Source organism: Terriglobia bacterium (assembly GCA_036496425.1).
Lineage (GTDB): Bacteria > Acidobacteriota > Terriglobia > 20CM-2-55-15 > 20CM-2-55-15 > 20CM-2-55-15.
This window is the reverse complement of the sequence record DASXLG010000376.1, coordinates 1-3204: the sequence shown is the minus strand read 5'-3', so window position 1 is coordinate 3204 and position 3204 is coordinate 1. Positions and strand designations below refer to the sequence as shown.

General features: G+C 58.7%; 2 protein-coding genes. Both read left to right on the top strand.

Going from position 1 to position 3204, the window contains the following annotated elements; all coding sequences use genetic code 11:
- Window positions 1-476: 476 nt before the first annotated feature.
- Window positions 477-1100, top strand: coding sequence for a hypothetical protein (locus tag VGK48_27770; GenBank protein HEY2384991.1), 624 nt, complete (start codon window positions 477-479; stop codon window positions 1098-1100).
- A 49-nt stretch (window positions 1101-1149) separates the two neighbouring features.
- On the top strand, window positions 1150-3171 hold the full coding sequence (locus VGK48_27765) for a pyrroloquinoline quinone-dependent dehydrogenase (protein ID HEY2384990.1): 2022 nt from the start codon (window positions 1150-1152) through the stop codon (window positions 3169-3171).
- Window positions 3172-3204 lie beyond the last annotated feature (33 nt).

Here is a 3204-nt window from a genome sequence, read left to right as displayed (position 1 = left end):
TGGTCAACATCGCGCGATGTTGAACTGCCTGATCCGCCTGCGCCACGGTGCCGGTCCGCATAACCGCCGGAGATGCCATCAAAACCAGAAGAGCGCTCACGGAAATGAACCGCTTCATAGAATGCAACCTATCGCTCGATCAACGATTTGCAGTGGAATGCCCATAATCGGGAGTGCTTCTGCGCTCTTCTTTTATCACAAAAGCCCGAGCTAACCCAAAGAATGGCTTGAACTGCAGGGACAGGTTTAGCCGCAGATGACGCGGATGACGCAGATGGGCGCAGAAAAAGACTTATTGATGCGCCCATCTGCGTCATCCGCGTCATCTGCGGCTAAACAACTTTGACTTTGACGGAGCCGTGCTTGAACTGGCGCACAAGTTCCAAACGAAAGAAAAATGAGAAGTTTTTACAGCGTGAACCGATTGGGCAATCTCGTGTGTCTTATATATTATTTACGTCCGGGAGGGGGAATATATGAGTCGATCTTTTGCGATTCTTCTGTTTCTGGCTGCAGCCACCATCAATGCGGACACGCTGATACTGCGAGACGGGCGCCGCATCGAGGGGCGTTTGATACGGGTTGAGAACGGTGTCGTCGAATTCCAGCAGGGCGGTTTCAGCGGGCAGGTCGGCCAGGTCAACCGCAATGATGTTCAGGGAATTGAATTCGGCGGGGAGGACCGGAATGATCGGAATGACCGGAATCCATCGCCTCAGGCTTCGCAGCAAACGCGACCGCGTGGTCTGCGCGAGAAATCGATCATGGTGGTCGCCAATGCCCCATGGACAGATAGCGGCATCGACATCGTGTCCGGTCAGAACATTTATTTCGAAGCGAGCGGCAATATCAAATGGGGACCGGGCCGCACGGCTGGGCCTGGCGGCGAATCCAATTCACCCTATAATGCCGCGCGTCCCATGCCCAATCATCCCGGCGCCGCTTTGATCGCGCGCACCAGCGCCGCCTCCGATCCCTTCTTCATCGGCAATGAGCATGGAGCCATCCGCTTGCGCAGCTCCGGCCGGCTTTATCTCGGGATCAATGACGATGTGCTGGGGGATAACTCCGGATACTTTCGCGTGGTGGTTTATTACTAGCGGAATATGATGTCGGCAGAAAAAGGTTCATTGCCGGAGGCCAGGTCCGATGCGCAAATGCATATTGGTGATTTTTGCCGCTTCATCCATGTTGTTCGCGGCCGAACAGCGTTCCTTCGAGACGTGGAAAGAGTACGGCGGCGGCTCGGATTCGTCGCAGTATTCCTCATTGAAGCAGATCAATAAGACCAATGTGCAGCAGCTTGCAGTCGCGTGGACCTATCCTGTTGGCGGCGGCGCCTTGACCTTCGATCCGATCATCGTGGACAAGACGATGTATGTCTCGAAATCCGGATCGATCGTTGCTCTCGATGCCTCGACCGGCAAGGAACTCTGGAGCCACGGAGGCGGCCCCGGCGCCCGCGGCATGAACTACTGGGAAAGCAAAGACCGCTCCGACCGGCGCATTGTGTTTGTCAGCGGCGGATACCTCTCTGAGATCAATGCGCGTACCGGCGAAACGATCATGTCGTTCGGCGAAAATGGCAGAGTCGATCCGGCCGCGGATTCCGACCGGCGGCTTGGACGGCCGACGGGCAACCCCGGACGCATCTATCAAGATACCGTAATCCTGTCGATGCCGGCTTCGGGGGCGAGTTACGACTCCACGCCGGGAGACGTCCGGGCCTTCGACGTCCGGACCGGCAAACTGAAATGGACATTTCATAGTGTGCCGCGCCCGGGCGAATTCGGAAGCGAAACCTGGCCGAAGGAAATGCTGCCCACCGCAGGCGGCGTTCACAACTGGAACGAACTGACGGTGGACGAAAAGAACGGCATTGTCTTTGTACCGTTCGGAACGGCTCGCTATGACTTTTACGGAGGGAACCGGCACGGCCAGAATCTTTTCGCGAACAGCCTGGTCGCGCTGGACGCGAATACAGGAAAACGGATCTGGCATTACCAACTCGTGCATCACGATCTGTGGGACTACGATTTGCCGGCCGCGCCAAAGCTGCTGACCGTGCGGAATAATGGGCGCACCGTCGAGGCCGTCGCTCAGCCCACCAAATTTGGTTTCTTGTACGTGTTCAATCGCCTGACCGGAGAGCCGTTGTGGCCAATCGAAGAACGTCCCGTGCCGAAGTCGGATGTTCCTGGAGAAGAATCCTGGCCGACGCAGCCCTTTCCTACAAAGCCTCCGGCATTCGCGCGGCAGTCTTTTACCGAGAAAGATATCAATCCCTACCTCCCTGAAGCGGAGCGCGAGGCCGTGATCGCGGCGTTCAAAACCTACCGCAACGAAGGCCTGTTCACTCCGCCAAGCTTTCAGGGATCGGTCGAAATGCCAGGCCACAATGGCGGATCGAACTGGGGAAGGTCCGCCGTCGATCCGGCAAAAGGCACGCTCTATATTGTCTCCAATGAACAGCCGACGCTGATGCGGCTGGTCGAACCCAACGCCCCGCGCGGAGCGGCGCCGCCGCGTCCCGATTGCGGAACAGGTCCATTCGCGGGAGCGCCTCGCGGAACGGCAGGCGTGCGAGGCGGACCGGGCGCGGCTCCGGGAGCAGGCGGCGCGCGGGGGCAGGGCAGCGGACGAGGCGCGCCCGCGACTCCAGCGACGCCGGCACAACCGGCAATTAACCAGCCCGATTTCATCCACTACAATTCGCCGATCAATTTTATGAACTCCGCCTGTAATGGTATGGAATTGATCGGACCGCCGTGGTCTCAATTGACCGCTTACGACCTGAACAAAGGCACCATCTTGTGGCAGGTTCCCGACGGCGGCATCACGGCACTCGAGCGGCAAAGCAAAACCGGACTCGGCAGCCAGGCGCCCCGCGGCGGCGTCGCGGTCACTGCCGGCGGATTGATCCTGGCGGGGACATCTTCGGACCGAAAATTCCGCGCCTACGATCAGGAGACCGGCAAGGTCCTCTGGACGGCGGATCTTCCGGCAGCGAGCGAAGGCATCCCTGCCGTTTATCAGGTCGACGGCCGCGAATACATTGCCATCGCCGTTGGCGGCAACGGTTACCTCACTCAGCCAAACCTCGTGACGGATCCGCCGATCGCGCCTCCGGCACCGAGCGAATACAGGGTTTTTGCGCTGCCGAAACGATAGGCCACCAAACGTTTTTAGCCGCAGATGACGCGG

Excerpts from the sequence above, each read along its gene's own strand:
- VGK48_27765 (HEY2384990.1), top strand. The coding sequence starts at position 1,150 with ATGCGCAAATGCATATTGGTGATTTTTGCCGCTTCATCCATGTTGTTC.
- VGK48_27770 (HEY2384991.1), top strand. The coding sequence starts at position 477 with ATGAGTCGATCTTTTGCGATTCTTCTGTTTCTGGCTGCAGCCACCATC.